Raw genomic sequence first — 22953 nt, 5'->3', positions numbered from 1 at the left:
CATGTATCGCCTTGCCAAAGGGCTGACCGATGCCTTCAGCCGGCGCTTCGCCCGAGCGGTGCGGGAAACCTACGGGGAGGACGAGGCCTACGCCAGCACGCCCCTGGGGCGCTTGGCCTTGGGGGTCTTCCTGCTTCTCCTCCTTCTCCTGCCTTTTCTTCTCTCCCCCTACCCCATGTACGTGGCCACCTTGGTGGCCATCGGCGCCTTAAGCGCCATGGGCCTGCACCTTCTGGTGGGAGGTGCGGGGCAGATCTCCTTGGGCCACGCCGCCTTCATGGGGGTTGGGGCCTACACTGCAAGCCATCTCGTTGGCCCATTGGCCCCCGTGGGCATCCTGCTTGGGGGCGGGATCGCCGCTCTCTTTGGCCTGGTCCTAGGCCTTCCCTCCCTGCGCATCAAAGGGGTCTACCTGGCCATCGCCACCCTGGCCTTCCAGTTTCTGGCGGACTACGTGTTCAAGAACTGGGAGGCGGTGACGGGAGGGATCCGGGGACGCACCCTGCCCCCTGCCGAGCTTTTCGGCCTCTCCCTGGACACCCCGGAAAGGCTATGGTACCTGGTCCTCCTCTTCGCCCTGCCCCTTTTCTTCTATGCCAAGCGCCTTCTCATGACCCGGGCGGGCCGGGCCTTCATGGCGGTGCGGGACAACGACCTCTCCGCCCGGGTGGCGGGGGTTGACCTGGTGCGGGTGAAGCTTCTGGCCTTCGCCCTCTCCGCCTTCTACGCCGGGGTGGCGGGGGGGCTTTTGGCCCAGCTTTACAAGGCGGTGACCCCCGAGTACTTCCCTCTTTCCGTGAGCATCCAGTACCTGGCCATGGTGATCGTGGGCGGGGCAGGCACGGTGCTGGGGGCGGTTTTGGGGGCCTTTTTCGTGCTCCTGATCCCCGAGGTTCTGAATAGCCTGGTGGGGGCCCTGGGACCCCAGTACGCCGCCACCTTGGCCGCCTGGCGTAACGTGGTCTTCGGCCTTCTCATCCTGTTCTTCCTGATCCTGGAACCCTTGGGGCTTGTGGGGCTATGGGGAAGGATCCGCAACTACTTCCGCACCTGGCCCCTGCCCTACTAACGGTCCCAGTCCCTAAGATGGCGCAGGGCCACGGGAAGGCCAAGCCCTAGGCCGAAGAGGAGGAAGGCGAACGAGGGGTGAAGAAAAGCCGCCAGGAGGGGTTGGGCCACGGCTATGGCCAAGGCCACCCGGTAAGGCTTTCGGAACAGGGCTTGGAGAAGGGCAAAAAGGAGGAGGGAGCCCAAAAGCAAGCGGGGATCCACGGCAAAAAGCACCCCAGCCCCCGTGGCCAGGCCCTTGCCGCCACGGAAGGCCAGCCAGGGGGAAAAGGTATGGCCCCACACCGCCCCCACCCCTCCGGCCAGACCCCCCAAGGGACTCCCCGCCATCCCCTCCCCTAAGGCCACCGCCAGAACCCCCTTAAAGACGTCCAGGAGGAGAACCATAAGGCCAGGCACCAGCCCTAAGACCCGGTAGGCGTTCAGGGCCCCGGGGTTGCCCGAGCCTTCCCTTAGGAGGTTTCTTCCCCTAAGGGCCCCGAACCAGTAGGCCACGGGAAAGCTTCCCAGGAAGTAGCCCAGGAGGAAGGCCAGGAACATGGCTATAAGGCCCTTCGCACTTGGTCTTGCAGCCGCAAAAGGGCCGCCTCGAGGCCCCTTAGGCGCAAGGGGGTGAGGAGCTCCTCCAGCCCCGCCCCCTGGTAAAAGGTGGGGGGTACCGCCAGCACGGTCTCGGGAGGCTCGCCCTCGAGGCCCTCCTTCAGCAGGCCCGCAAAGGCCTTCACTGTGGGGGCTTCATCGGGAACAAAGAAGTAAAGCCTAACCCTGCCCCCCTCCACCTCCGCCTTAAGGAAGAAAGGGGTCTGGCACTCGTGTACCCGTTCCAACTCCACTTCCTGGGGCGGGGTGGGCACCTTCTTGGCGTAGTCCAGGAGGACCTGGGCTTTGAGCTCCTTGGGCAAGGTGCGGATCAGGTCCAAAGCTTCCTGCAGCTTCTTGGGCAAGGCCATGCTCCCAGCTTAGCCCCCCTTGGGCGCGGTATGGGTGGGGCGGAGCTCCATCTCGCTCACCAAGGCCCTCTCCGGCATCTCCGCAGCAAAGAGCACCGCCTGGGCCACATCAAGAGGGGAAAGCTTCCAGGAGGCGCCCACCGCATTGCCGGCAAAGCCCGTGTCCACCGAGCCCGGCAGGATGTTCACCACCCGCACCCCTTCCTCCCTAAGCTCCAGCATGGCCGCCCCCATGAGGCCCAGAAGGCCAAACTTGCTGGCGTTGTAGGCGGCCCCGCCTTTAAAGGCGTTTTTGCCCGCCAGGCTCCCGATGTTCACCACCGTGCCCTTGGAGGCCAAGAGGGCCGGCAAGGCCGCCTTGAGGCCCAAAAAGGGGCCCACCAGGTTCACGTCCAAAACCTGGCGGAGCTCCTCCTCGCTTAGCTCAGAAATGGGCTTTTGCAGACCGATACCGGCGTTATTCACCAGGAGGTCCAGCCGGCCATAGGCCTGCAAAAGGCCCGCCACCGCCCGCTGCCAATCCGCCAAAGACCGCACATCGCCAGGAAAGGCCAAGGCCCCTTCCCCTAGCTCCGCCGCCAAGGCCTGAAGCCGACCTTCGTCCCGGGCCAAGAGGCCCACCCGGTACCCCTTCCCGTGGAGGGCCCGGGCGATGGCCTCGCCGATTCCCCGGCTTGCCCCCGATACCAAGGCCACCCGCATGCCCTCTAGCTTAGCCCAAAGCGCTCCCGGATGCGGGTAAGAATCTCCCTTAGCCCCTCCTCCAACTCCCCTAATCCCCCCCGGTTCGGCAAAATCCAGGTGGCCCGCCTCCTTTTCTCCTCCTCGGGCATCTGGGCCTTCTCCCGGGCCAAGACCTCCTCCCGGGAAAGCCCAGAGCGCTCCCTCACCCGCCGGATGCGCTCCTCCAGGGGGGCGACCACCAAAAGGGTCCCATCCAGGCGGGCCTCCCACCCCTTTTCAAAAAGAAGGGGGATCTCCAGGAAGACCAAAGGAGCCTGGAGCTGGGCAAGCTCCTGGGCCAAAAGCCGGCGGATCTCCGGGTGGAGGAGGTCCTCCAGGGCCCTTAGCCGTTCGGGATCGGAAAAGACCATCTGGGCCAGGGCCCTCCGGTCCAGCTCCTCCCCCTTAAAGGCCTCCGGGAAAATCCTTTTCAGTTCCTCCTTCTTGTTCTCCCTGGCCCTTTGGGCCAGCTCGTCCAGGTCCAACACCGGGTATCCCCAGGCCCGCAAGAGGGAGGCCACCGTGCTTTTGCCACTGCCGATATTCCCGGTGATGCCGATAATAATGGGGTGCTTCGCCCGATCGCCCATAGGGACTTCCCCTTTTATACCCCCAAGGGGGCCATCCCCGTGGGGGGTGCTTTACGGGACCTTCTTCTGGGGAAAAGGCCCTGGGACCTGGACTTCGCCGCCCCCGACCCCGTGCGGGCAGCGGAGGAAGCCCAAGGGCACCTTGGGGGCACCCTTTTCCCCTTGGACCCCGAACGGGGCCAGTACCGCCTGGTGACGGGAAAGCTCGTCCTGGACTTCTCCCCCCTGGAAGGCAGCCTGGAGGAAGACCTCCTTGGGCGGGATTTCCGCCTGAATGCCCTGGCCTGGAAGGGGGGGCGGGTGTGGGGGCTAAAGGGGGTGGAGGACGACCTTAGGAAAAAGGTCCTGGTCCCGGTGCGGGAGGAAAACCTTTACCACGACCACTTGCGAAGCCTAAGGGCGGTGCGCCTGGCGGCCAGCCTAGGCCTGGGCCTGCCCGGGAAAACCCGCAGCGCCCTTTCCCGCCACGCCCGCTTCCTCAGAGGGCACCCCGAAGCCCTGCCAGCCCGGGAACGGGTAAAGGAGGAGCTCGCCCGCCTCCTCCTATCCCCGCAGGCGGCTTGGGGTCTACATGTACTGGAAAGGGTGGGGCTTTTGGACCCTTATCTTCCCGAACTCCGCCTTTTGGTGGGACTGGAGCAAGGCGGGGTCCACCACCTGGACGCCTGGCGGCATACCCTTTCCGTGGTCTTCCACCTCCTTTGGCTTTGGCCGGAGGCGCCTTTGGAGGCCCGGCTGGCCGCCCTTTTCCACGACGTGGGCAAGCCCCTAACCCGCCGCTTTGACCCCCAGGTGGGCCGCTTCCGCTTCCTGGGGCATGCGGAGGTGGGGGCGGAGATGGCCAAGGCCGCCCTCCTTTGGCTCCGTTTTCCCCAGGAGGCCGTGGAAAAGGTGGAGGCTTTGGTGCGCCGCCACATGGACCGGTTACCGGACGAGGCCAAAGCCCTGCGGCGCTTCCTCTTCCGCCGAAAGGACCTCCTGCCCCACCTGGTCTACCTCATGGCCGCAGACCGCCTGGGCACAAGGGGGGTGGAGGAAGAGGCCTGGGGGGTCTTGGAAGCCTACCAGAAGGCCTTGTCCCAGCCCCTGCCCACCCGTCCCCTCCTTTCCGGGCAGGAGGTGATGGCCCTCCTTTCCCTTAGGCCCGGCCCCCTGGTGGGAAAGGCCCTGGAAGCCCTCCTCCTGGCCCAGGTGGAAGGACGGGTGACAACCCCAGAGGAGGCCAGGGCCTATCTCCTATATTGGAAGGGCCATGGAGCGGATACGCCTGCGGGAACCCCAGATCACCCCTATTGAGGGGGGGTTTCTGGTTTCCGACCCCTACGGGGTCTTCGCCAAACCCCTGGCCCTTACGGAAGGAGGGCTTTTTCTCCTCTCCCTCCTGGAGGGACGCACCCTGGAGGAGGTGCAGGAGGAGGTATTTAAAGCCCACGGGGTACTGGTATCTAAGAAGGAGTTGGAGGAGCTGCTCAAGGCCTTGGAGGAGGCCGGGCTCCTACTTACCGCGGAGGTGGAGAGGCGGCTTAAGGAGGAAGAGGACAAGCTGAAAAAGGAGCGCCCCATGCGCCTTTCGGGCCTCTCCTACCCCGCCGGGCAGGAGGAGGCCAAAGCCTTCCTCGAGGCCTTCCGGGCCAGCTTCCCTGGGGAAGCCGGGCCCCGCCCCGAGGTCCTCCTCCTACCCCACCTGGAACCCAGCCGGGTGCCCGAGGTCTACGGGGCCGCCTTGGCGGCCCTGGAAAGCCTGCCTCCGCCGGAACGCCTCTACCTGGTGGGGGTGGCCCACCGGCCCCTCGGGGAAAAGGCCGCGGCCCTTCCCGTCCCCTTCCACACCCCCTTCGGCCCCGCCCTCCCCGACCTCCCTGCCCTCCAGGCCTTAGACACCCTCCTCCCCTACGAGCTTTTCAACACACCCCTGGCCTTCCGGGAGGAGCACAGCCTAGAGCTACCCCTCTTCTTCCTTAAGGGGGTCTTTCCCCAGGCCAAGGTCCTGCCCCTTTTGGTGGGCCGGGGGGGCCTTGAGCTGGGGGAAGCCTTGCGGGTGGTCCTCCGGGACTACCCCGGCCTCCTGGTGCTGGCGGTGGACCTTTCCCACGTGGGGCCGCGCTTTGGCGATCCCCCCCTTTCCCGTCCCCTGGCAGAGGAGGCCAGGAGACGGGACCTAGGGTTTCTGGAGAAGCTGGCCCAAGGGGAGGTGGAGGCGGCTTTGGCCCATCTGGGGGCCAACCCCACCCGCGTGGACGCGGTGGAGGTGGTGAGAAGCCTAGCCCCCCTCCTAGCCGGCAGGAAGGGGCAGGTTCTGGCCTACCGCCTGGACCTCGAGGCCCCCACCCTCTCCGCCGTGGGGGCGGGAACCCTGGTCCTTTAGCGGCGCCGGCGGCGCCTTCTGGTGCGGGTTTCCGCCGGACGATGCACGGGGCCCTCGTCCTTGGGGGTCCACTCCCCGAAGTAGACGGTGTTCACCGTGGCCCTTTCCGGCCGGTCGTCGCGGTTCCTATCCTTGGGCGGTCCTACCACTTTGCGCATGGCTACCTCCTTGGCCTCTTTCCCCCGGGCCGGCTTGGCCCGGGCCTCCTCCTTATGAACCTCCTCCCGGTAGGGCAGGAAGTCTATTTGCCGAAGCCGGGGATTGGCGGCGGCAATCACCACCTCCATCTCGTCCCCTAGGCGGATTCTCTTACCCTTAGGGCCCAAAAGGGCCAGGGCCTCCTCGCTATAGGTGTAAGGGCCTAGGGCCTCGAGGCGCACCAGGCCTTCCACCCCGTTTCTCAGCATGACAAAGGCGCCAAAGCTGGCCACCCCGGTCACCTTGCCCCGGAAGCGCTCCCCCAGGTGGAGCTCCGCCCACTTGGCCATGTAGTACTTGGTGAGCTCCCTCTCCGCCGCCTCCGCCTTCCTCTCCATCTCCGAGGCCTGCTCGGCGATGGCGGGGAAGGTCTCCTGCCAGCGGGCCTTCTTGGCCGGGGTGAGGCTGCGCCGTAGGATGGCCTTCAGCACCCGGTGCACCACCAGATCGGGGTAGCGGCGGATGGGGCTGGTGAAGTGCAGGTAGTGCTCCATGGCCAGGCCGAAATGCCCCAGGTTCTCGGCGGCATACCGGGCCAGGCGCAAGGAGCGCAGGACCAGGTTGGCCACCACGGGCTCCTCCGGGCGCCCCTTGGCCTCCAGAAGCACCCGTTGCAAGGCCTTGGCAGAGAGCTTCTCCGGCAGGGCGTACCCCAGCCGGGCCAAGGCGGTGCGGAGCTTCCCGTAGGCCTCCTCCAAGGGCTCCTCGTGCACCCGAAAGAGCCCAGGCAGCCCCTTTTTCACCAGGTGCTCGGCCACCACCTGGTTGGCGAGGAGCATGAGCTCCTCAATCAGGCTTCGCGCCCTGGGCTCCTCCTGGGGGATGAGGTGCAGGGTGCCGTTTTCCACCTCCACCTTGACCTCGGGAAAGCTGAAGTCCAAGGACCCCGCCTCGAGGCGCTTTTGCCTAAGCCTCTGGGTGAGGTCCAGAAGCTCCTTCAGGTCCTGGGCCAAGAAGGCGTGCTCCTCGGGCAGGCCAAACCCCTCGGCAAAGGCCTCCACCTCGGTGTAGGTGAGGCGGGCCACGCTCCTTATCACCCCTTCGGCAAAGCGGACCCGCTGGATGTGGAGCTCCCGGTCCAAATCCACCAACACCGAGAGCACCAGGCGGTCCTCATGGGGCTTTAAGGAGCAGACCCCGTTGGAAAGCCTTTCGGGTAGCATGGGCAAAACCCGCCCCGGTAGGTAGACGCTGGTCCCTCGCTGAAGCGCCTCCTGGTCCAGGGGGCTACCCTCCTTCACGTAATGGGAAACGTCGGCGATGTGCACCCCCACCCGGTAGCCGGTGGGCAGCACCTCCAGGTGGATGGCGTCGTCAAAGTCCTTGGCGTCCACCCCGTCAATGGTGAAAACCCTTAGGTGACGGAAGTCCTGCCGCCTCCTGAGCTCGGCCTCGGGGATCTCCAGGGGGATGGCCTCCGCTTCCTTTAGCACCTCCTCCGGGAACTCGGCCCTCAGGCCATACTTGGCGATCACCGCCTCGGTTTCCGTTTCCGGGGCGTCCCCCTCGCCCAGGTACTCCAAGAACTCCCCATAGGGACGCCGGTGGTAGTGCACCTTGACCACGATCCGGCTCCCCCGCTTGAGGCCATGAAGCCCCTCGGGAAGTAGCCTCAGTTCCGGAAGCCCCGGCTCATCGGGGAGGAGCACGGCATACCCCTTACGGAAATCCAGGGTACCCACGAGCCGCTCCCGGGCCCGCTTCAGGACGCGCTCCACCACCCCCCAGGGCCTCCCGTCCCGGCCCGGGGGCATGACCCGGGCCTCCACCAGGTCATCCGGCCAGGCCTCCCCCGTATAGCCTGGGGGGATGAAAAGGTCCTTCTCAGGAAGGCGCACGAAGCCGTAGCCATCCCGGTGCAGGCTAATGGGCCCCTGGACCCGGTTGGGCAAAAAGTACTGGCTTCCCTTCTTCTCCAGAAGGCCCTCCCGTACCAGGGCCTTCAGGTAGGCCTTGGCCTCCCGCTTTTCCAACCCGAAGCGCCTGAGGATTTCCTCCAGGCGATGGGGCTTCCCGGTCTTTTTGAAAAACTCCAGTAATGTTTCCCGCATCCTATCCCAGGAGGCCCTCCAGGGCCTTCTCCGTGGCCTTCAGGCTCTCCGAGAAGGCCGTAAGGGCCTCGTCCACATGCTCCTTGCCGATGATCAGGGGGGGCTCGAGGCGCACCACCTTGGGGTTATTGAGGCCAAAGGCGGTGATCACCCCCCTCTCCGCCAGCTCCGCCACCACCAGGGCACCGATGTCCGCATCGGTAAACTCCACCCCCAGCATCAGGCCCCGGCCCCGGACCTCCTCTATGAGGTGAGGGTACTGGGCCTTAAGGGCCTGGAGGCCCTCCATCAGGTGCCTTCCCATCTCCAAGGCCCTTTGCGGCAGGTTCTCCTCCAGGGTCACCTCTATGGCCGCCAAGGCCGCCGCCGCCGCCAAGGGGTTGCCACCAAAGGTGGAGGAGTGGAAGAGGGGGTTTTGCCGGAAGATCTCAAAGACCTCCCTCCTACCCACGCAGGCCCCGATGGGCATCACCCCACCCCCCAAGGCCTTGGCCAGGGTCATGAGGTCGGGGGCCACCTCCTCCCAGTCCACCCCAAAAAGCCTCCCCGTGCGCCCAAGGCCGGTCTGCACCTCGTCGGCGATCATGAGAACACCCTTTTTCCGGGTTAGCTCCCGCACCCCCTTGAGGTACCCTTCGGGGGGCACCCGGATGCCCCCCTCTCCCTGGATGGGCTCCACGATCACCGCGGCCGTCTCCCCGTCTATGGCCGCCCCCAAGGCCTCCAGGTCCCCATAGGGCACCACCTTGACCCCGGGGAGCAGGGGCTTGGCGGGGTCTTGGTACTGGGGCCTGGGGGTGAGGGAAAGGGCCCCCATGGTCTTGCCGTGAAACCCCCCCTCGGTGGTGACGATGCCCGGCTTCCCCGTGTAGGCCCGGGCCAGCTTGATGGCCGCCTCCACCGCCTCCGCCCCCGAGTTGCCGAAAAAGACCATCTCCAAGCCCTCGGGCGTGATCTCCGCCAGTTTGGCCGCCAGCCTGGCCGTGGGCTCGGACACCAAAACCCGCACCGACATGGGCATGCGCTCCAGTTGGGCCCTAACCGCCTCCACCACCCGGGGATGGCGGTGGCCCAGGTTCAAGGTGCCGTAGAGGCCCAAGAAGTCCAGGTAGCGCTTACCCGTGGTATCCCAGACGTACGGGCCTTCCGCATAGGACTCTATCCGGTCCAGACCGGTGAAGCGGAGGAGGCCTGCCAGTCCAGGGTTGATGTGGCGCTCAAAAAGCGTGAAGGGGTCGTGGCTCATGCCCACAATGCTATCCTAAGTGTAGCACACTCAAGGCTTGGTAGATGTCCTCCGGAATGCGGCCAGCCTTCTCCCCCACCTGGCACAGATGCCGGGTAAAGCCTTGGGCCAGAAGGGCCCCGCCCCGTTCCACCCGGTAGCGGAAAAGGAGGTCCCGCCGGGAAAGCTGGGCCAGGCGGGTTCGCACCAAAACCTCCTCCCCAAAGCGGGCGGGGGCGCGAAAGGTTAGGCCCAGCTCCACCACGGGGAAAAACACCCCCCTGGCCTCCACCTGGTGGTAGGGCAGGCCCGCCTTCTCCAGAAACTCCACCCGGGCCGCCTCCAAGTACACCGCATACACGGAGTGGTGGACCACCCCCATCTGGTCGGTCTCCGCATACCGCACCTTTATGCGGGTCTCGCTCTCCACGGCACAAACTCCAGGCGAGGCAGGTGGCGCAGGCGCACCCGCCGGGCGATGGCGGAAAGGAGCCTTCTCTCGGCGTGGCCCAAGGCCGCCAAGGCCCTTTCCTCGTCACGGAAAGCTTCCACGTACACCGTAAGGACTCTGCCGTCGGGGGAAAGGCGCACCGCTTCCACGGTGAGGAGAAAGAGCCGGGGGTCTTCCAGGCCATGGATGGCCTCGGCCAGCGCCCGCTTAAGGCGCTCCTCGAGGTGGGCCCTTCCGTAACTCACCACCTAAAGCTTACTCCCGGTCCAAGCGGGAAACCAGATCCGCGAGCTCCCGGGCCACCTCCTCGGCCCCCTCCTTGGCCTCCACCATCACCCGCACCACGGGCTCGGTGCCCGAAGGGCGTACGTTCACCCGGCCGAAGCCCTCAAGCCTTTCCTCGGCCTCCCGCACCGCCTCCTGGAGCCTCGGATGGTCCATGACCTTCTTCTTGTCCGAGACCCGGACGTTCAAAAGCACCTGGGGGTACATGGGCAAGGCCTCGTACCATTCGGCAAGATCCCCTCCCAAGGCCCGCAGGGCCTTGAGGGTGAGGAGGGCGGTGAGAAGACCATCCCCCGTGGTATGGTGCCGGAGAAAGATCACGTGGCCCGAGGGTTCCCCGCCCAGGTAAAGCCCTTTCTCCTTCATCACCTCCAGGACGTACCGGTCCCCCACCGCCGCCCGGTGGAAGCTAAGGCCCTTTTCCCTCAGGGCCACCTCGAGGCCCATGTTGCTCATCACCGTACCCACCACCCCCTTTTCCCCATAGGCCAAGGCCGCGAGGTAGAGGATGTGGTCCCCATGGAAAAGCCGGCCCTTGCGGTCCAGGAACTGCACCCGGTCCCCATCCCCATCCCAGGCGATGCCCAGGTCCAGACCCAGCTCCACCACGAAGCGGGAAAGGGCCTCGGGATCCGTGGCGCCACACCCCTTGTTGATGTTGCGCCCATCGGGGGTGTTGAAGAAGGCCATCACCTCGGCCCCCGCCCGTTGGAAAAGCTTCGGACCCAGGCGGTAGGTGGCCCCGTGGGCCAGGTCCAGGCCCACCTTGAGGCCCGAAAGGTCGGGGGCGTGGGAGAGGAGGAAGTCCAGATACATCCTCTCCGCTTCCCGGAAATCCCCCACGGTGCCGATACCCCGGGTGGGATGGTCCTCCTCCAGGAGGGCTTCTATCTCTTCCTCCACCGGATCGGGAAGTTTCTCCCCCTCGGGCCCAAAAAACTTGATGCCGTTGTCCTGGTAGGGGTTGTGGCTGGCGGAGATCATGGCCCCGGCGCTGGCCTTAAGGTGCCGGGTCAGGTAGGCAAGCCCGGGGGTGGGTAGCACCCCCAGGTGCTCCACCCGGACCCCCTGGCTCATGAGCCCCGCCGCCAAGGCGGCCTCCAGGAGGTCGCTGGACTCCCGGGTGTCCTTGGCCAGAAGGACCACCGGCCTAGGGTCCACTTGGCGGAAGTAGGCCCCCGCCGCCTGGCCAAGCCTGAGGACGAACCCGGGGGTCAGGGGGGGCTTGCCCGCCTCCCCCCGCACCCCGTCGGTGCCAAAGTAACGCCTCATGGGGAAGACTATACCCCAAGGCCCCCCAGGTCACCCGAGGGGCACAGCTTTGGCCTGGGGGCTCCGGGTCCTCGAGGCCCGCCTGCGCCTCCAGTAGGGTCCCGCATCCGCCTTCCCTGCCCGGAGATGGAGCCCACCCCGGAGGAGGCCTACCGCCCCTAGGCCTTGGCGGAAAGCCAGTCCTCCCCGATGCCCACCTCCACCTCCAGGGGCACCGCCAAGGGCCACACCCCCTCCATGATCCCCTTGGCCTCTTGGGCCACCTCCTCCGCCCGGTCCTTGGGGGCCTCGAGCACCAGCTCGTCATGCACCTGGAGAAGCATCCGAGCCCCCAGGGCCTCCAGCCTGGGGAAGAGCCTCACCATGGCCAGCTTCATGAGATCCGCCGCCGTCCCCTGCACCGGCATGTTGAAGGCCATGCGCTCCGCGGCCTCCCGGATGCTCTTGACCCGGGAGGTAAGGTCGGGCACGTAACGCCTACGGCCAAAAAGGGTTTCCACATAGCCCCGCTCCCGCCCCTCCTGTAGGGTCCTCTCAATCCAAGCCCGCACCTTGGGGTAGCTGTGGAAGTAGCGCTCTATGAAGGCCACCGCCTCTTCGTAGGGGATGGAAAGCTCCCCCGAAAGCCGGTGGGCGGACATCCCGTAGAGCACGCCGAAGTTGATGGTCTTGGCCGCCCGGCGCATCAGGGGGTCCACGGCCTCGGGAGGCACCCCAAACATCCAGCTGGCGGTTTGGGTGTGGATATCCTGCCCCTCCTGGAAGACCCGGATCAGGTTCTCGTCCCCGGAAAGATGGGCCAAAACCCGGAGCTCTATCTGGCTATAGTCCAAGGCCACCAGGGTCCACCCCTCCTCCGCGATGAAGGCGCGGCGGATCCGCTGGCCCAAAGGGGTGCGCACGGGGATGTTTTGCAGGTTGGGGTCGGAACTGCTCAAGCGCCCGGTGGCGGTGGCCGTCTGGTTGAAGCGGGTGTGGAGCCGGCCCGTCTTGGGGTGGACCAGGCCGGGGAGGGGGTCAATGTAGGTGCCCTTCAGCTTGGCCAGCTCCCGGTACTGGAGGATGTGCTCCACGATGGGGTGGACATGCCGCAGGGCCTCGAGGACCGCAGCACTGGTGGAGCGCTTTCCCGTCTTCTCCGTCTTGCCGATGGGGGGAAGCCCCAGCTCGTCAAAGAGGACCCTTTCCAGCTGGTCCCGGGAGTTCAGGTTAAAGGGGTGCCCCGCCAGGCGATGGACCTCCTCCTCCAGCCGCTTAAGCTCCGCCTCCACCTCCAGGGAAAGGGCTCTCAGATAGGCCACATCCAGCCGCACCCCCGTGGCCTCCATGTGGGCCAGGACCCAGGATAGGGGTTTCTCCACCTCCTGGTAAAGCCAAAGTAGCCGCTCCTCCCCCCCAAGCCGCTCCCGGAGGGCGGCATGCAGCCTTTCGCCAAGAAGGGCCCTTTCCCCCGCCTCCTCCGTCCACTCCCCCCCGTAGCGCCGGGCCACCCCCTCGGGGGTGGTGTTGGCGGGATCCAGAAGGTAGGCGAGGAGCATGGGGTCATCCCCAGGCACCAGGGGGATCCCTTCCCTTAAAGCCACCACCGCCAGGTCCTTGGCCAGTAGGCCCCGGGCCTCCCCAAGCTCCCCCAGGGCGGCCAACGGGTTTTCCGCCCGGTACACCCGCCCCTCCAAGGCCGCCGCCAGGGCCCTGAGTTCGGCCCACATGGGCTCAGGCCTGGAGAGGACAAACCCCACGAAAGCCCCTTCGGGAGGTGGCCAAGGGGCTTCCTCCGCCGCTATGGGGCTTTGCAAAAGGCCAAACTCATGGAGGAGGCTGCCAAACTCAAGCCTTTCCAAAAAGGCTCTAAGGGCCTCCCGATCCGGCTCCCGGCGCCGGGCAAAGTCCACCTCTAAGGGCAGGTCCGTGCGCACCCGGGAAAGCTCCAAGGAAAGCTGCAGGTCCTCCAGGTGGGCCTGGATCTTCTCGCGAAGGTGGGCGGGCTTCACCTGGTCCAGGTTCCGCAAAAGGTGTTCCAGGCTCCCCCATTCCCGGACCAGCTTGGCCGCCGTCTTCTCCCCGATCCCCTTGACCCCGGGGATGTTGTCGGAAGGGTCCCCGGCCAGGGCCCGGTAGTCCACCCATTGGGAGGGCTTCAGGCCATACTTTTCCCAAAGCCACTCGGGGGTGATGAGGTACCCTTCCGGGTGCAGGATGGCGATCCGGTCCGATAGGAGCTGGTAGAGGTCCCGGTCGGCGGTGAGGATGCGCACCTGGTAGCCTTCCCGTTCCGCCCTTTTGGCCAAGGTGGCCAAGACGTCGTCGGCCTCAAAGCCTGGGACCTCGAGGCGTACCAGCCCCAGAAGGTCCACCAGCTCCTTGATGAGGGCAAGCTGCCGGGGGAAATCCTCTGGCGTAGGGGCCCGCCCCGCCTTGTAGGCCTCGTAGGCCTGGTGGCGGAAGGAGGGGGCCTTGGCGTCAAAAACCACCATCACCACATCGCCATCCTCCTTGAGGGCCTTCAAGAGGCTTTTGGCAAAGCCGTACACCGCCTGCACCGGCTCGCCGCGGCTGGTGGTGAGGCCCTTGAGGGCGAAGAAGGTGCGGTAGGCCAGGTGGTGGCCATCCACCAAAAGGACCCGGCCCTTGGGCTCAAAAAGGGGCAGCATCGCCCTTATGCTACCCTAGTCCTCTGCCCGGACCTGCCCCCGGGTGAGGTTCCTCACCTCCCGCAAAACCTCCTCCTTTTCCCCGGCAGGAAGCCGCACGCAAAAGCGCACCCCTTCCGGCCGGTATTCCTCCGTCACCGCAAGGGAGCGGGAGCGTAAGAGCCCGTGCACCCGGCCCACCTCGGAGAAAGGCACCCAAAAGCGCACCTCCTCCCACGCCACGAGGGGCACCTTAGGAGCTCGCCGCAAGGCCTCGGCGGCCACACCCCCATAGGCCCGCACCAACCCCCCGGCCCCCAGCTTGATGCCCCCAAAGTAGCGCACCACCAGGACCACCACCCCGTCCAGCCCCTGGGCCTCTATGGCGTGAAGGATGGGTTTGCCCGCGGTGCCTGTGGGCTCGCCGTCGTCGGAGAAACGGTAGAGGTGGCCCAGTTTGTAGGCAAAGCAGTTATGGGTGGCCTGGGGCTCGCGGTTCGCCGCCAAAAAGGCCAAGGCCTCCTCTTCCGAGGCCACCGGGGCCGCCTTGGCGATGAAGCGGCTCTTCTGGACCGTCTCCTCATGGACCACCTTGTCCGCTAGGGTGTAGGCCATCTACGCCGCTTCCTCCAAGGCCCGGCGGGCCGCCTCCTCCATTCCCCGGGGGTCGGGGAGGAACCCCGTCCAGATGCGGAAAGCCAAGGCCCCTTGCCAGGCCAGCATGGGAAGCCCCGTCTGCACCCGAAGGCCCCTCTCCTGGGCCTCCCTTAGAAACCGGGTCCAGAGGGGGCGGTAGACCAGGTCCACCGCCGCCCCTTCCTTGGGGAAAAGCGCGGCCGGTAAGGGGGTGGCCCCTGGGTCCTTAAGCCCCACGCTGGTGGCGTTCACGAGGAGCCGGGCCTCCGGGGCCTTCTCCAGGGGGACAGCCTCGAGGCCCAACTCCTCCGCCAAGGCCTGGGCCTTTTCCCGGGTGCGGTTCCAGACCCAAACCCTAAGGCCCGCCTCCCGCAAGGCCCAGGCCACCGCCCGCCCTGCCCCCCCGGCCCCCAGGACCAAGGCCGGGCCCACCAGGGGAATCCCCCCGGCCTTCAGGGCTTCCAGAAAGCCTGGGGCGTCGGTGTTGAAGCCCAGAAGGCTCCCCTCCACGGAAAGCACCGTGTTCACCGCCCCTATGGCCCTAGCCTCCGGGGATACCCAGTCCAGAAGGGGGAAGGCCGCCTCCTTGAGGGGAATGGTGAGGTTCACTCCCCGATACTCCCGGCGCACCACCCTAAGACGCTCCTCCAGGGCCTCGAGGGGCGTCTCCCAGGCCTCATACCTCCCCTTTAGGCCTAAGGAGGCCAAGGCATGCCCATGCATGGCCGGGGACAGGGAATGGGCAATAGGGTAGCCCAACACCGCCAGGCGCAGCATGAACCTCAGGATACCCCACCACACTTTTCCCCCAAGGCCGTATAGAATGAGGGCGGTGAAAAGGCTTTTGGCCCTTGGCTTCCTCCTCTCCCTAGCCCTAGGGAAGACCTACCTTATCCCCATCCAGGGGGAGATCGATCCCGCCTTGGCCGTCTTCGTGGACCAGGCCCTGGCCCGGGCCGAACGGGAAGGGGCAGGTGGGGTGGCCTTCCTCATTGACACCCCTGGGGGCCGGGTGGATGCGGCCATCCGCATCTCCGACCGCATCCTGCAAACCCCCCTCCCCACCCTGGCCGTGGTGCAGAACGCCTTTTCCGCCGGGGCCCTGGTGGCCCTTTCCTGCCGCCAGGTGGTCATGCTCCCGGGCTCGGAGATCGGGGCGGCCCTGCCGGTGGTGGCCTTGCCCTTTCAGGAGCCCCAGGCGGCGGACCAGAAGATCATCTCCGCCCTCAAGGGTAAGTTCCGCGCGGTAGCCGAGGCCAGGGGTAGGCCGGCGGAGGTAGCGGAGGCCATGGTGGACCCCAACCTGGAAATCCCGGGCCTCTCCGCCAAAGGGGAGCCCCTCACCCTCTCCGCGGACAAGGCGGTGGAGCTGAAGGTGGCGGACTTCAAAGCGGGGAGCCTCTCCGAGGCCCTGCGCCAGGCCGGTTACACCCTGGAAACGGAAAGGCTGCAGCCGGGCCCCAGGGTACAGGTGGCCCGCTTCCTCACCAGCTCCACCGTGGCCGGGCTCCTTTTGGCCCTTGGGCTTTTGCTCCTTCTCCTGGAGCTCTTCACCCCGGGGTTCGGGGTGGCGGGGGCCTTGGGGCTGGCCTTCCTGGCCCTCTACTTCGCCGGGGGATGGCTGGCGGGGCTCTCCGGGGCCTTTGAGCTCATCTTGTTTTTCCTGGGGGTGGCCCTCCTGCTGGCCGAGGCCTTTCTCTTCCCAGGCTTCGGCATCGCCGGAGCCTTGGGGGTTGGCTCCATCCTGGCCTCGGTCTACTTTACCTTCGGGGAAAACGCCCTGATGGTGATCGCCATCGCGGTGATCGCCTTGGGCCTGGGCCTTCTTCTGGTCTTCCGCTTCCTGCCCCGAACCCGCCCCGCACGGGCTTTGGTGCTGGAAAGCGCCATCTCCGAACACGCCACCGGGGATGAGGTGGAAGTGGGGGCCATCGGCGTGGCCCTCACGGACCTGAGGCCCGGGGGCGTGGCCCGCTTCGGCAACAAGCGCATAGACGTGGTAGCCAACCGGGGTTTCCTGCCCAAGGGCACCACCTTAAGGGTGGTGGAGGTCAGGGGGCCCACGGTGGTGGTGGAAGCCTGGGAGGAGTGATATGGAAGGATTGGGTGTGCTTTTTCTGGCTTTTATCGTCCTTGTTCTGGTCTTCTTGTTCTTTAGCTTCATCCCCGTAGGCCTCTGGATCTCCGCCTGGGCGGCAGGGGTCCGGGTGCCCCTCATCACCCTGGTGGCCATGCGCCTGAGGCGGGTTCCCCCCGCCAAGATCATCTACCCCCTCATCAAGGCCACCAAGGCGGGGCTGGACGTGCGCCTGGACCGCCTCGAGGCCCACTACCTGGCCGGGGGCAACGTGGACCGGGTGGTGGATGCCCTGATCGCCGCCGACAAGGCGGGGATCAAGCTCACCTTTGACCGAGCCGCGGCCATAGACCTGGCGGGGCGGGATGTCTTGGAGGCGGTGCGGGTTTCCGTGAACCCCAAGGTGATCCAGACCCCCATGGTGGCCGCCGTGGCCAAGGACGGCATCCAGCTATTGGCCACCGCCCGGGTCACGGTGCGGGCCAACATTGACCGCCTGGTGGGCGGGGCCGGGGAGGAGACCATCATCGCCCGGGTGGGGGAAGGCATCGTGACCACCATCGGTAGCGCCAACTCCCACAAGGAGGTGTTGGAGAACCCGGACCGCATCAGCAAGACCGTGCTGGAAAAGGGCCTGGATGCCGGCACCGCCTTTGAAATCCTCTCCGTGGACATCGCCGACGTGGACGTGGGCAAGAACATCGGGGCCCAGCTGCAAATAGACCAGGCGGAAGCCGACAAGAAGATCGCCCAGGCCAAGGCGGAGGAGCGCCGGGCCATGGCCGTGGCCGCGGAGCAGGAGAACCGGGCCCTGGTGGAGGCCATGCGGGCCAAGCTGGTGGAGGCCCAGGCCCAGGTGCCCTTGGCCCTGGCCGAGGCCTTGCGCGCGGGAAGGCTTGGGGTCATGGACTACTACCGCCTGAAGAACATTGAGGCCGACACCGACATGCGGGAGTCCATCAGCCGGGCGGCCAAGCCCGAGGGTGAGGAATGAGTTTAGACGACCTTCTGGGTCTCCTTTTCCTCCTCTTCTTTATCGTCATCCCGGCCCTTCAGGGCCTAAGCCGCCGGGGCCAGCCTCCCCCCACCCCTCCAGGCTTCCCGGAGGACCTGCCCCAGCCGGAACCCCTACCCCGCCCCAAGCCCAAACCCCGGCCCAAGCCCAAACCCCGGCCTACCCCTCCCCCCGCCTCTTTGCCCACCGAGGCCGCCTCCTTGGAGCGCTACCCCAGCCCGGAGCGCACGCCCCTGGAGGTCAGCTTCCGCGAAACCCTCTCCCCGGAAGAACCCCGCAAGAAAGCGCCCAAAAAGAGGCTGGTGGCCACCGATGGTGAGAGCATCCTGAAAGGGGTGATATGGCACGAAATCCTGAAGAAGCCCAAAGGTTGGTAATCCCCCTAAAGCCCGAGGAAACCCTGGCCTTCTTGGGCCAGGCGGACCGCAACCTTAAAAAGCTCCGGGCCCTCTTCCGGGAAACCTTTGGCGACCGGCTAAAGCTCGTCATGCGGGGCAACCAGGTGGAGCTAGAAGGAGAACAGGAGGCCTTGGAGGTGGCGGAGCGGGCGGTGCGCGACCTGCTGGCCCTCCTAAGGCAAGGGGCGGAGCTGGATCCTCCCACCCTGGAACAGGCGGTGGCCCTGGCCCTGCAGGGGGAAGGCCTCTACCAGGCCACCACCCCGGAAACCGAGCTGGCGCTACCCGGCCGCCTCCGGCCCAAAACCCCGGGGCAGCGGCGATACGTGGAGGCCATCGCCACCCACGACATCACCTTCGGCATCGGGCCTGCGGGTACCGGCAAGACCTACTTGGCGGTGGCCATGGCGGTGAGCCACCTCCGGGCCAAAAGGGTCAAGCGCATCATCCTCACCCGGCCAGCGGTGGAGGCCGGGGAAAAGCTGGGTTTCCTGCCCGGGGACATCCAGGCCAAGGTGGATCCCTACCTCCGCCCCCTCTACGACGCCCTCTTTGACATGATCGATGCCGAGCGCTTTGAGCAGTACCTCCAGTCTGGGATCATCGAGGTGGCCCCCTTGGCCTTCATGCGGGGCCGGACCCTCAACGACGCCTTCATCATCCTGGATGAGGCGCAAAACACCACCCCGGAGCAGATGAAGATGTTCCTGACCCGCATGGGCTTCTCCTCCAAGATGGTCATCACCGGGGACATCACCCAGATCGACCTGCCCAAGCACCAACGGTCGGGCCTGGTGGAGGCCACCCGCATCTTGAAGGGCATTGAGGGCATCGCCTTCATCTACTTCAAGGAGTCCGACGTGGTGCGCCACCCCCTGGTGGCCCGCATCATCAAGGCCTATGAGGAAGCCGAACGCGGTGGGGATCGTAGCCAATAAAAGGCCCCCCAAAGGCCTTATCCCCAGGCTCCGCCGGGCCCTTTCCGCCCTGATGGAGGAACTGGGCGTGGGGGAAAAGGCGGTCACGGTCATCCTCACCGGGGATCGCAGGATCAGAACCCTGAAGCGGGAATGGTGGGGAGAGGATGAGGCCACGGACGTCCTTTCCTTTCCCCACTATGAGCCCGGGGACCCCTTTGTGCCCCCGCACCTGGGGGATATCTGGATCAGCCTGGACACCGCCAAAAGGCAGGCGGAGGAAAGAGGGGTTCCCCTGGAGGAGGAGGTGCTCACCCTGGCCGCCCATGGGCTATGGCACCTTCTGGGCCACGACCACCAGAAGGAGGAGGATTGGGAAGGGTTCCGCCGCGTCCAAGAGAGGATCCTCAGCCTCTAAAGGGCGTTTGGCGCTCCTTGGGCTACGCTTGGGAGGGCATCCTGTACGCCTGGCGGGTGCAGCGCAACTTCCGCCTCGAGGTCTACCTGGCCCTCCTAGCCCTGGGCCTGACCCTCTGGCTGGGGGTCAACCCGGTGCCGGTCCTCCTCATCAGCGCCCTGGTGCTGTCCCTGGAACTCCTGAACACCGCCCTGGAGGCCCTGGCCGACCTGGTAAGCCCGGTGTTCCACCCCCTGGTCAAACGGGCCAAGGACACCGCGGCAGCAGCGGTGCTTTTGGCCAGCTTCTTCGCCCTCCTCCTGGGCCTCTATCTCTTTCTGCCTCCCCTCCTGGGACGTTTTGGGCTAAGCTAGTCCTATGGACCATGAGGAAAGGGAGATGATCCTGGAGATTTTTCCAGGCACTCCCCCCGAACTTCTCCCCATTGGGGAGATTCTTTATTATCGCGACGAAGAAGGCCGGGTCATCATCCAGGAAAAGGGGCCGCCGGAGCTCCGCCTGACCCTGGACCCCTTGCCCGGAAGCCTGGGAAGCCCCCAGGTGTGCGAGGCCTGCCGCCGCCACCTTTCGGGAAGCGCCTTGGGCTTCTTCCGCCACCCGGTGGGCGGAAGGGAAACCCACCTCCGCTACCTGGTCCTGTGCCTGGACACCGCCACCTGCGCCAGCCATGCGGAGCCCGAGCGTTTGAGGGAAATCCTCCTTCGCGGTATACTCACCTGAGAAGGAGGCCCTTGGGCCAAGGAGGTCGGCTTTGGCCGACCTTCATGACTTACGAGGTGAGCTATGGCGCGCGAGGTAAAGCTAACCAAGGCCGGCTACGAGCGGCTCATGCAGCAACTTCTGCAGGAACGGGAGCGTCTGCAAGAGGCCACCCGCATCCTGCAGGAGCTCATGGAGTCCTCCGACGACTACGACGACTCGGGGCTGGAAGCGGCCAAGCAGGAAAAGGCCCGCATTGAGGCTCGGATCGACAGCCTCGAGGACATCCTCTCCCGGGCGGTGATCATAGAAGGGGCCACCACCGAGGTGATCGGCCTGGGCTCGGTGGTGGAGCTGGAGGACCCGGTCACCGGGGAACGCCTGGAGGTGCAGGTGGTCTCCCCCGCCGAGGCCAGCGTCCTGGAGACCCCCATGAAGATCTCCGATGCCTCCCCCATGGGCAAAGCCCTCCTGGGCCACAGGGAGGGGGATGTGCTCAGCCTGGAAACCCCTAAGGGCAAGAAGGAGTTCCGGGTGGTCTCGGTGCGCGGCTGAACATGAACGAGCAGACACGGCAACGCCTACTCAACCTGGAAGCCCTGGTGGAGGCGGGTTTTCAACCCTACCCCTACCGGTATCCCAAAACCCACAGCGCCAAGGAGATCCTATCCGCCAAGGAGGGGGCCCCCCCGGAAAGCGAGTGGCCCGAAGAGGTGGCCCTGGCCGGGCGCATCGTGGCCCTTAGGCGCATGGGCAAGGTCACCTTTGCCCACCTCCTGGACGGAAGCGGCAGGATTCAGCTTTACTTTCAGAAGGATCTGACCCCCCAGTATGGGCTTCTCAAAAAGCTGGATGTGGGGGACATCCTTGGGGTCAGGGGCACGGTCTTCACCACCAAGACCGCTGAGGTTACGGTAAAGGTCCTCTCCTGGACCCCTTTGGTGAAAAGCCTCCACCCCCTCCCCGACAAGTGGCACGGGATCAAGGACAAGGAGGTGCGCTACCGGCGGCGCTACCTGGACCTGATCGTCAACCCCGAGGTCCGGGAGATTTTCCAACGGCGCACGGCCATGGTGCGCTACATTCGCCGCTTCTTTGAGGAGCGGGGGTTTTTGGAGGTGGAAACCCCCATCCTCCAGCCCACCACCGGCGGGGCGGAGGCCAGGCCCTTCAAAACCTACCACAAGGCCCTGGACCACGAGTTCTACCTGAGGATCTCCTTGGAACTCTACCTGAAGCGCCTTTTGGTGGGGGGCTTTGAAAAGGTTTTTGAGATCGGGCGGAACTTCCGCAACGAGGGCATAGACCACAACCACAACCCCGAGTTCACCATGCTGGAGGCCTACTGGGCCTACGCCGACTACCAGGACATGGCCAAGCTGGTGGAGGAACTGCTTTCCGGCCTGGTCCTCCACCTCTTTGGCTCCTACCGGGTCCCCTACCAGGGCCGGACTCTGGACTTCACCCCACCCTTTAGGCGCATCTCCTTTGTGGAAGCCCTGAAGGAAAAGGCGGGCCTTCCCTTTGACCCCTTGGACCTGGAAAGGCTCAGGATTTTTGCCGATGCCCACCACCCGGAACTGGCCCATGTCCCCAGCTACAAGCTCCTGGACAAGCTTTTCGGCATCTACGTGGAGCCTGAGCTCCAGAACCCCACCTTCGTCTTTGACTTCCCTTTGGCCATCAGCCCCCTGGCCAAGCGGCACCGGGAAAAGCCCGGCCTTACCGAGCGCTGGGACCTCTATGCGGCCGGGATGGAGCTGGCCCCCGCCTACTCCGAGCTCAACGACCCCCTGGACCAGAGGGAGCGCTTCCTGGAACAGGCCAGGCGCAGACGTGAAGGGGACGAGGAGGCCCCCGAGCCCGACGAGGACTTTCTCCTGGCCCTGGAATACGGCATGCCCCCGGCCGCGGGGCTGGGCTTGGGCCTGGACCGCCTGGCCATGATCCTCACCGACCAGCCCTCCCTAAGGGATGTCCTCCTCTTCCCCCTCCTCAAGCCCAAGCGGGAGCTGGTGGAGGAAGAAGCCTAGGTGGCGGAAAGGGCAGCCCGCCTCAGCTTCCTGGTGGCCCTCCTGGTCTTAGGGCTTAAGGGGGTGGCCTACCTGCTCACCGGCTCGGTGGCCCTTCTTTCCGATGCCCTCGAGTCCACGGTGAACGTGGCGGCCGCGCTTCTGGCCCTCTTCGCCATCCGCTTCGCCCAGAGGCCCCCCGACGAAACCCACCCCTTTGGCCACACCAAGGCCGAGTACTTCTCCGCGGTGCTGGAGGGGGTCTTGGTGGTGCTGGCTGCCCTCCTCATCGCCAAGGAGTCCATCCCCCGCCTCCTGGAGCCCAAGCCCCTCCAGGGCCTGGGGCCTGGTCTACTGGTCAGCCTCGTGGCCTCCCTCCTCAATGGGCTCCTGGCCTGGCACCTCATCCGCCAGGGAAGGCTCCTCCGCTCCCCGGCCCTCACCGCCGATGGGTACCATGTGCTTTCCGATGTCCTGACCTCCGTGGGGGTGCTGGCCGGCGTGGGCCTGGCCTGGGCCACGGGGCTATGGGTGCTGGACCCCCTCCTGGCCCTATTGGTGGCGGGGAACATCCTCCTCATGGGCTTCCGCCTGGTGCGCCAGTCCGTGGGGGGGCTTATGGACGAGGGCCTCCCCCCAGAAGAGGTGGGGCGGATCCGGGAAACCATTGGCCAGGCCTTGCGGGAAAGGGCCCTGGAGGTCCACGACCTAAAGACCCGCAAGGCGGGAAACCGGGCCTTTTTGGAGTTCCACCTGGTGGTGCCGGGGTCCATGACGGTGGAAGAAGCCCACCGGCTCTGCGATGAGCTGGAAAGGGTTCTGGAGAGGAGTTTCCCCGGGCTTGCCGTAACCATCCACGTGGAACCCGAAAGCGAGCGTAAACGCCCGGGGTGAGGAAGCTGCGGCCCAAGGCCCAGGGAAGACCTCTCGCAGGGCGTTCCCCCCTACCCTGGCCCCCTGGGAAAGGCGGGGC

Annotated in this window: 25 protein-coding genes; 13 read left to right on the top strand and 12 right to left on the bottom strand. The window is 65.9% G+C overall.

Going from position 1 to position 22953, the window contains the following annotated elements:
• Window position 1: 1 nt before the first annotated feature.
• Window positions 2-1069 (top strand): branched-chain amino acid ABC transporter permease, encoded by a 1068-nt coding sequence (locus L0D16_RS01035; RefSeq protein ID WP_243029480.1) that lies wholly within the window; start codon window positions 2-4, stop codon window positions 1067-1069.
• Here the strand turns inward: L0D16_RS01035 and L0D16_RS01030 are convergent.
• From L0D16_RS01030 to coaE, 4 genes are read right to left on the bottom strand one after another with little or no spacing between them, the layout of a single operon-like run.
• Complete coding sequence (locus tag L0D16_RS01030; protein WP_243029479.1) at window positions 1066-1608, bottom strand: glycerol-3-phosphate acyltransferase; 543 nt, start codon at window positions 1606-1608, stop codon at window positions 1066-1068. The genes L0D16_RS01035 and L0D16_RS01030 overlap by 4 nt on opposite strands.
• 2 nt (window positions 1609-1610) lie before the next feature.
• Window positions 1611-2018 (bottom strand): SufE family protein, encoded by a 408-nt coding sequence (locus tag L0D16_RS01025; protein ID WP_243029478.1) that lies wholly within the window; start codon window positions 2016-2018, stop codon window positions 1611-1613.
• Window positions 2019-2027: 9 nt separating this feature from the next.
• Complete coding sequence (locus L0D16_RS01020) at window positions 2028-2720, bottom strand: SDR family oxidoreductase (protein ID WP_243029477.1); 693 nt, start codon at window positions 2718-2720, stop codon at window positions 2028-2030.
• Between the two features lie 5 nt (window positions 2721-2725).
• Entirely contained in the window at window positions 2726-3331 is a 606-nt protein-coding gene (coaE, locus tag L0D16_RS01015; protein WP_243029476.1) for a dephospho-CoA kinase, read from the bottom strand.
• Here coaE and L0D16_RS01010 point away from each other — a divergent pair.
• A complete protein-coding gene (locus tag L0D16_RS01010; RefSeq protein ID WP_243029475.1) occupies window positions 3311-4627 on the top strand; it encodes an HDIG domain-containing metalloprotein in 1317 nt (438 codons plus the stop codon). The two genes, coaE and L0D16_RS01010, sit on opposite strands and share 21 nt — an antisense overlap.
• Window positions 4584-5696: an AmmeMemoRadiSam system protein B gene (amrB, locus tag L0D16_RS01005; protein WP_243029474.1), complete on the top strand. Its 1113-nt coding sequence runs from the start codon at window positions 4584-4586 to the stop codon at window positions 5694-5696. The genes L0D16_RS01010 and amrB overlap by 44 nt, the downstream gene beginning before the upstream one ends.
• Here the strand turns inward: amrB and rnr are convergent.
• From rnr to aroE, 8 genes are all read right to left on the bottom strand, one after another.
• Window positions 5693-7945 carry a ribonuclease R gene (gene rnr / locus L0D16_RS01000; protein WP_243029473.1) on the bottom strand — a complete coding sequence of 751 codons (2253 nt, stop codon included), beginning with the start codon at window positions 7943-7945 and terminating at the stop codon, window positions 5693-5695. The genes amrB and rnr overlap by 4 nt on opposite strands.
• Window position 7946: 1 nt before the next feature.
• A complete protein-coding gene (locus tag L0D16_RS00995) occupies window positions 7947-9191 on the bottom strand; it encodes an aspartate aminotransferase family protein (RefSeq protein ID WP_243029472.1) in 1245 nt (414 codons plus the stop codon).
• Between the two features lie 10 nt (window positions 9192-9201).
• A complete protein-coding gene (locus L0D16_RS00990) occupies window positions 9202-9600 on the bottom strand; it encodes an acyl-CoA thioesterase (RefSeq protein ID WP_243029471.1) in 399 nt (132 codons plus the stop codon).
• Window positions 9579-9866 carry a ribosome-binding factor A gene (locus L0D16_RS00985; protein ID WP_243029470.1) on the bottom strand — a complete coding sequence of 96 codons (288 nt, stop codon included), beginning with the start codon at window positions 9864-9866 and terminating at the stop codon, window positions 9579-9581. The genes L0D16_RS00990 and L0D16_RS00985 overlap by 22 nt, the downstream gene beginning before the upstream one ends.
• A 10-nt stretch (window positions 9867-9876) precedes the next feature.
• Complete coding sequence (glmM, locus tag L0D16_RS00980) at window positions 9877-11178, bottom strand: phosphoglucosamine mutase (RefSeq protein WP_243029469.1); 1302 nt, start codon at window positions 11176-11178, stop codon at window positions 9877-9879.
• A 158-nt stretch (window positions 11179-11336) separates the two neighbouring features.
• Window positions 11337-13838, bottom strand: coding sequence for a DNA polymerase I (gene polA / locus L0D16_RS00975; RefSeq protein WP_243029507.1), 2502 nt, complete (start codon window positions 13836-13838; stop codon window positions 11337-11339).
• A gap of 6 nt (window positions 13839-13844) precedes the next feature.
• A complete protein-coding gene (locus L0D16_RS00970) occupies window positions 13845-14423 on the bottom strand; it encodes an IMPACT family protein (protein ID WP_243029468.1) in 579 nt (192 codons plus the stop codon).
• Window positions 14424-15221 carry a shikimate dehydrogenase gene (aroE, locus tag L0D16_RS00965; protein WP_243029467.1) on the bottom strand — a complete coding sequence of 266 codons (798 nt, stop codon included), beginning with the start codon at window positions 15219-15221 and terminating at the stop codon, window positions 14424-14426.
• A 46-nt stretch (window positions 15222-15267) separates the two neighbouring features.
• Here aroE and L0D16_RS00960 point away from each other — a divergent pair, with 46 nt between their 5' ends.
• From L0D16_RS00960 to L0D16_RS00915, 10 genes are all read left to right on the top strand, one after another.
• A complete protein-coding gene (locus tag L0D16_RS00960) occupies window positions 15268-16536 on the top strand; it encodes an NfeD family protein (protein WP_243029466.1) in 1269 nt (422 codons plus the stop codon).
• Window position 16537: 1 nt separating this feature from the next.
• On the top strand, window positions 16538-17515 hold the full coding sequence (floA, locus tag L0D16_RS00955; protein ID WP_243027344.1) for a flotillin-like protein FloA: 978 nt from the start codon (window positions 16538-16540) through the stop codon (window positions 17513-17515).
• On the top strand, window positions 17512-17913 hold the full coding sequence (locus L0D16_RS00950; RefSeq protein WP_243029465.1) for a hypothetical protein: 402 nt from the start codon (window positions 17512-17514) through the stop codon (window positions 17911-17913). Before floA ends, L0D16_RS00950 begins: the two co-directional genes overlap by 4 nt.
• Window positions 17877-18872, top strand: a complete 996-nt coding sequence (locus tag L0D16_RS00945; RefSeq protein ID WP_243029464.1) for a PhoH family protein — start codon at window positions 17877-17879, stop codon at window positions 18870-18872. The genes L0D16_RS00950 and L0D16_RS00945 overlap by 37 nt, the downstream gene beginning before the upstream one ends.
• Window positions 18835-19269 carry an rRNA maturation RNase YbeY gene (gene ybeY / locus L0D16_RS00940; RefSeq protein WP_243029463.1) on the top strand — a complete coding sequence of 145 codons (435 nt, stop codon included), beginning with the start codon at window positions 18835-18837 and terminating at the stop codon, window positions 19267-19269. The genes L0D16_RS00945 and ybeY overlap by 38 nt, the downstream gene beginning before the upstream one ends.
• On the top strand, window positions 19224-19622 hold the full coding sequence (locus L0D16_RS00935) for a diacylglycerol kinase (RefSeq protein WP_243029462.1): 399 nt from the start codon (window positions 19224-19226) through the stop codon (window positions 19620-19622). Before ybeY ends, L0D16_RS00935 begins: the two co-directional genes overlap by 46 nt.
• Window positions 19623-19626: 4 nt before the next feature.
• Window positions 19627-19989, top strand: coding sequence for a hypothetical protein (locus tag L0D16_RS00930; protein ID WP_243029461.1), 363 nt, complete (start codon window positions 19627-19629; stop codon window positions 19987-19989).
• A 63-nt stretch (window positions 19990-20052) separates the two neighbouring features.
• Window positions 20053-20523, top strand: coding sequence for a GreA/GreB family elongation factor (locus L0D16_RS00925; protein WP_243027339.1), 471 nt, complete (start codon window positions 20053-20055; stop codon window positions 20521-20523).
• A 2-nt stretch (window positions 20524-20525) separates the two neighbouring features.
• Window positions 20526-22001 carry a lysine--tRNA ligase gene (lysS, locus tag L0D16_RS00920; protein ID WP_243029460.1) on the top strand — a complete coding sequence of 492 codons (1476 nt, stop codon included), beginning with the start codon at window positions 20526-20528 and terminating at the stop codon, window positions 21999-22001.
• Window positions 22002-22874 carry a cation diffusion facilitator family transporter gene (locus tag L0D16_RS00915; RefSeq protein WP_243029459.1) on the top strand — a complete coding sequence of 291 codons (873 nt, stop codon included), beginning with the start codon at window positions 22002-22004 and terminating at the stop codon, window positions 22872-22874.
• The last annotated feature ends 79 nt before the right edge of the window (window positions 22875-22953 follow it).

Source organism: Thermus altitudinis, from assembly GCF_022760835.1.
GTDB lineage: Bacteria > Deinococcota > Deinococci > Deinococcales > Thermaceae > Thermus > Thermus altitudinis.
The sequence above is the reverse complement of the archived record's forward strand: the minus strand, read 5'-3'. Positions and strand labels throughout refer to the sequence as shown.